This is a genomic window from Tenacibaculum adriaticum (assembly GCF_008124875.1).
Classification (GTDB): Bacteria; Bacteroidota; Bacteroidia; order Flavobacteriales; family Flavobacteriaceae; genus Polaribacter; species Polaribacter adriaticus.
In genome coordinates this window covers 1-5,701 of sequence record NZ_VNIA01000011.1, presented here as the reverse complement: position 1 = coordinate 5,701, position 5,701 = coordinate 1, and the positions used below count along the sequence as shown (strand labels likewise).

Below are 5,701 nucleotides of genomic sequence, written 5' to 3'. Positions count from 1 at the left end.
TAGCAAGTATTATAAACAAAAAAAACCCAATCTTATATAAGATTGGGTTTCTGTATAAAGAAAGGCGACGACCTACTCTCCCACCATTGGCAGTACCATCGGCGCTAATGGGCTTAACTTCTCTGTTCGGAATGGTAAGAGGTGAGCCCCATTGCTATAATCACCTTAAATTGTTTCAGTATATTTCAACTGTATAAGTTAACATATTAGTAAAAAAATATCATAAATTATCAAAGAGTTGTCCTCCCCTCCGTAGAGGGGAAGTCCGTACATAAGCCTATGGGTTATTAGTACTACTTGGCTACATACATTACTGCACTTACACCTATAGCCTATCAACGTGGTAATCTTCCACGACCCTTTAAAGAAATCTCATCTTGTGGTGGGTTTCGCGCTTATATGCTTTCAGCGCTTATCCCTTCCCAACGTAGCTACTCTGCAGTGCTCCTGGCGGAACAACAGATACACCAGAGGTTAGTTCAACTCGGTCCTCTCGTACTAAAGTCAAATCCACTCAAATTTCTAACGCCCACAGCAGATAGAGACCGAACTGTCTCACGACGTTCTGAACCCAGCTCGCGTGCCACTTTAATGGGCGAACAGCCCAACCCTTGGGACCTTCTCCAGCCCCAGGATGTGACGAGCCGACATCGAGGTGCCAAACCCCCCCGTCGATGTGAGCTCTTGGGGGAGATCAGCCTGTTATCCCCGGAGTACCTTTTATCCTTTGAGCGATGGCCCTTCCATGCGGAACCACCGGATCACTATGCTCTACTTTCGTACCTGATCGACCTGTATGTCTCTCAGTCAAGCTCCCTTATGCCATTGCACTCTACGCACGGTTACCAAGCGTGCTGAGGGAACCTTTAGAAGCCTCCGTTACTCTTTTGGAGGCGACCACCCCAGTCAAACTACCCACCACGCACTGTTCTCATTACTGAGTTAGGCTCTAGATAAGCAAAGGGTGGTATTTCAAGGACGACTCCACAACGCCTAGCGACGCCGCTTCAAAGTCTCCCACCTATCCTACACATTACTTATCCAAAGTCAATACGAAGCTATAGTAAAGGTTCACGGGGTCTTTTCGTCCCGCTGCGGGTAATCGGCATCTTCACCGATACTACAATTTCACCGAGCTCATGGCTGAGACAGTATCCAGATCGTTGCACCATTCGTGCAGGTCGGAACTTACCCGACAAGGAATTTCGCTACCTTAGGACCGTTATAGTTACGGCCGCCGTTTACTGGGGCTTCATTTCAGATCTTCGCCGAAGCTAAACCCTCCACTTAACCTTCCAGCACCGGGCAGGTGTCAGGCCTTATACATCATCTTTCAATTTAGCAAAGCCCTGTGTTTTTGATAAACAGTCGCCTGGATCTTTTCACTGCGGCCCCACCGGAGTGGGGCGACCTTTCTCCCGAAGTTACAGGTCTATTTTGCCTAGTTCCTTAGCCATGAATCTCTCGAGCACCTTAGAATTCTCATCCCAACTACCTGTGTCGGTTTACGGTACGGGCTGCTTCACTCGCTTTTCTTGGAACCTCTTACTTGTTTTCGCTTTGCCCGAAGGCTAGGCTCAGCGTACTATTCCGTCAGTACGCAAACATCTGGGAAATCCGTCACTTTTAGTGTGAGCAGGTACAGGAATATTAACCTGTTGTCCATCGACTACCCCTTTCGGGTTCGCCTTAGGCCCCGACTAACCCTCAGCTGATTAGCATCGCTGAGGAAACCTTAGTCTTTCGGTGAGGGGGTTTCTCGCCCCCTTTATCGTTACTTATGCCTACATTTTCTTTTCTATGCGTTCCAGCATACCTCGCAGTACACCTTCAACACCCATAGAATGCTCCCCTACCACTTTTTCAAGTCCATAGCTTCGGTAATATACTTATGCCCGATTATTATCCATGCTCGATCGCTCGACTAGTGAGCTGTTACGCACTCTTTAAATGAATGGCTGCTTCCAAGCCAACATCCTAGCTGTCTGTGCAATCGAACCTCGTTAGTTCAACTTAGTATATATTTGGGGACCTTAGCTGATGGTCTGGGTTCTTTCCCTCTCGGACATGGACCTTAGCACCCATGCCCTCACTGCTGAGAAACATTTTATAGCATTCGGAGTTTGTCAGGAATTGGTAGGCGGTGAAGCCCCCGCATCCAATCAGTAGCTCTACCTCTATAAAACTTTTACTCAACGCTGCACCTAAATGCATTTCGGGGAGTACGAGCTATTTCCGAGTTTGATTGGCCTTTCACCCCTACCCACAGGTCATCCAAAGACTTTTCAACGTCAACTGGTTCGGTCCTCCACTGTGTGTTACCACAGCTTCAACCTGCCCATGGGTAGATCACTCGGTTTCGCGTCTACTACTACTAACTATGCGCCCTATTCAGACTCGCTTTCGCTCCGGCTCCAGACCTTAAATCCTTAACCTTGCTAGCAACAGTAACTCGTAGGCTCATTATGCAAAAGGCACGCCGTCACACAGTAAATGTGCTTCGACCGCTTGTAGGCGTACGGTTTCAGGTTCTCTTTCACTCCCTTACTTAGGGTTCTTTTCACCTTTCCCTCACGGTACTAGTTCACTATCGGTCTTTCAGGAGTATTTAGCCTTACCGGATGGTCCCGGTGGATTCATACAGGATTACTCGTGTCCCGCACTACTCAGGGTACCACTATCTTAGCTTCGCTTACTTTTACGGGACTATCACCCTCTTTGGTCTGTCTTTCCAAACAGTTCTAATTCACTTAGCTTCGAATATCGTGGCCCTACAACCCCAATATTGCCGTAACAATATTGGTTTGGGCTAATCCGCGTTCGCTCGCCACTACTAACGGAATCACTATTGTTTTCTCTTCCTCCGGTTACTTAGATGTTTCAGTTCACCGGGTTTGCTCCTCTTGCGAGGTGACATGCCTTCAACATGCCGGGTTGCCCCATTCGGAAATCTACGGATCATAAAATATGTGCTTCTCCCCGTAGCTTATCGCAGCTTATCGCGTCCTTCATCGCCTCTGAAAGCCTAGGCATCCTCCATACGCCCTTATTTAGCTTATTGTACTTTTTGCTCTAGTATTAATACTAGAACGAGCTCTTTATAATTTAATTCTTTATAAAAATATTCTGTTAGATATTAATCTAACTCTCTATCTTGATTCTTTACGATATCATTTTACCAATATGTCAATGAACTTTAAGTCTATATAAGACTTCGTGGAGAATATCGGAGTCGAACCGATGACCTCTTGCGTGCAAGGCAAGCGCTCTAGCCAGCTGAGCTAATCCCCCATTTTTAGTCATGAGTTTTTAGTCCTGAGTTATTCGTTGTAACAACTCATCTTCCTCAACTTCTAAAATTTCCTTCTAATATGTAACTTTTTGTAGTCCCGGGCAGACTCGAACTGCCGACCTCTACATTATCAGTGTAGCGCTCTAACCAGCTGAGCTACGAGACTATAATAGCTTATATATTAGTGTTTGTTTTAAAATTAACAGCAAAGAGTAAAATTTCCTTTTGTAACTCACCATCTTTCTCTAGAAAGGAGGTGTTCCAGCCGCACCTTCCGGTACGGCTACCTTGTTACGACTTAGCCCTAGTTACCAGTTTTACCCTAGGCGGCTCCTTGCGGTGACCGACTTCAGGCACCCCCAGCTTCCATGGCTTGACGGGCGGTGTGTACAAGGCCCGGGAACGTATTCACCGGATCATGGCTGATATCCGATTACTAGCGATTCCAGCTTCACGGAGTCGAGTTGCAGACTCCGATCCGAACTGTGATATGGTTTATAGATTCGCTCCAACTCGCGTTGTGGCTGCTCATTGTCCATACCATTGTAGCACGTGTGTAGCCCAGGACGTAAGGGCCGTGATGATTTGACGTCATCCCCACCTTCCTCACGGTTTGCACCGGCAGTCTCGCTAGAGTCCTCAGCTTTACCTGCTAGCAACTAACGATAGGGGTTGCGCTCGTTATAGGACTTAACCTGACACCTCACGGCACGAGCTGACGACAACCATGCAGCACCTTGTAAAGTGTCCGAAGAAAAAGCTATCTCTAGCCCTGTCACTCTACATTTAAGCCCTGGTAAGGTTCCTCGCGTATCATCGAATTAAACCACATGCTCCACCGCTTGTGCGGGCCCCCGTCAATTCCTTTGAGTTTCAGTCTTGCGACCGTACTCCCCAGGTGGGATACTTATCACTTTCGCTTAGTCACTGAGATTAAATCCCAACAACTAGTATCCATCGTTTACGGCGTGGACTACCAGGGTATCTAATCCTGTTCGCTCCCCACGCTTTCGTCCATGAGCGTCAGTATATACGTAGTAGACTGCCTTCGCAATCGGTATTCTAAGTAATATCTATGCATTTCACCGCTACACTACTTATTCTATCTACTTCCGTATAACTCAAGTCAACCAGTATCAAAGGCAGTTCCATAGTTAAGCTATGGGATTTCACCTCTGACTTAATTGACCGCCTGCGGACCCTTTAAACCCAATGATTCCGGATAACGCTTGCACCCTCCGTATTACCGCGGCTGCTGGCACGGAGTTAGCCGGTGCTTATTCTTACAGTACCGTCAAGATCTCACACGTGAGATGGTTTCTTCCTGTATAAAAGCAGTTTACAACCCATAGGGCAGTCTTCCTGCACGCGGCATGGCTGGATCAGAGTTGCCTCCATTGTCCAATATTCCTCACTGCTGCCTCCCGTAGGAGTCTGGTCCGTGTCTCAGTACCAGTGTGGGGGATAATCCTCTCAGACCCCCTACCTATCGTTGCCATGGTAAGCCGTTACCTTACCATCTAGCTAATAGGACGCATAGTCATCTTGTACCCATAAATGTTTAACTAAATTGTGATGCCACAGCTCAGTATTATGGAGTATTAATCTTCATTTCTAAAGGCTATCCTCCTGTACAAGGCAGATTCTATACGCGTTACGCACCCGTTCGCCGGTCGTCAGCATAGCAAGCTACCTGTTACCCCTCGACTTGCATGTGTTAAGCCTGCCGCTAGCGTTCATCCTGAGCCAGGATCAAACTCTTCATTGTAAATTTTTAATAATTTTAATGAATAAGTTTCAAAAGAATTTCTCTAATTAATTAGAGTGGTTATTCTACTCTTTGTTTACGCTGTCAATTTCAATATTTTCAATGAACTTCATTAACCTTCTTATTTGATCTATTTCAACCAAAATTCCAATTAATTTTCTTGTAGAAACACTAGAATCGAACTAGCTAATCTTTTTAGGATTATTCCAAAATCTCTCTGAACATTTGCTCTCTTTCTGAAAGCGGATGCAAATCTACAAACTCTTTTTATTATGACAAAAACTTTTTTGAAGTTTTTTTCGAATTTGTTTTACACCTATTTTAATGAACTGTCGTCTCAAAAACGGACTGCAAAGATACTAACTCTTTTTCTTACCAAACAAGAAAAAAATGAATTATTTTTTAACTTATTCTTCGTTATTTCTTTACATCTTGTTAATGAACTTTTGCTAACTTTAAACTCTATGTTTATCCGTTTGCGGGTGCAAATATACCACCTCTTTTGAACCTCACAAGTGTTTTTTAAATCTTTTTTGAAAGTATTTTTTAATACCCTTGTTTTAAGTCATTTGCACTCGAAAGTTTTTTGCAAATTTCTCTACTTATACATACCTCCTATCCGAAACTATAAGGTTTGATAC

The 5,701-nt window shown here is 45.0% G+C and carries 2 tRNA genes and 3 rRNA genes; all 5 read right to left on the bottom strand.

The window, feature by feature from the left end:
• Window positions 1-59: 59 nt before the first annotated feature.
• The 5 genes from rrf to C7447_RS14595 all read right to left on the bottom strand — a co-directional run bounded on the left by rrf (window position 60) and on the right by C7447_RS14595 (window position 5,060).
• Window positions 60-168: ribosomal RNA gene (gene rrf, locus C7447_RS14615) — 5S ribosomal RNA — on the bottom strand.
• A gap of 99 nt (window positions 169-267) precedes the next feature.
• Window positions 268-3,061 (bottom strand): 23S ribosomal RNA (locus C7447_RS14610).
• A 156-nt stretch (window positions 3,062-3,217) separates the two neighbouring features.
• Window positions 3,218-3,291 (bottom strand) — tRNA-Ala (locus tag C7447_RS14605).
• A 93-nt stretch (window positions 3,292-3,384) separates the two neighbouring features.
• A tRNA-Ile gene (locus C7447_RS14600) sits at window positions 3,385-3,458 on the bottom strand.
• An 83-nt stretch (window positions 3,459-3,541) separates the two neighbouring features.
• Window positions 3,542-5,060: ribosomal RNA gene (locus C7447_RS14595) — 16S ribosomal RNA — on the bottom strand.
• The 16S, 23S and 5S rRNA genes sit together here with 2 tRNA genes alongside, the layout of an rRNA operon.
• Window positions 5,061-5,701 lie beyond the last annotated feature (641 nt).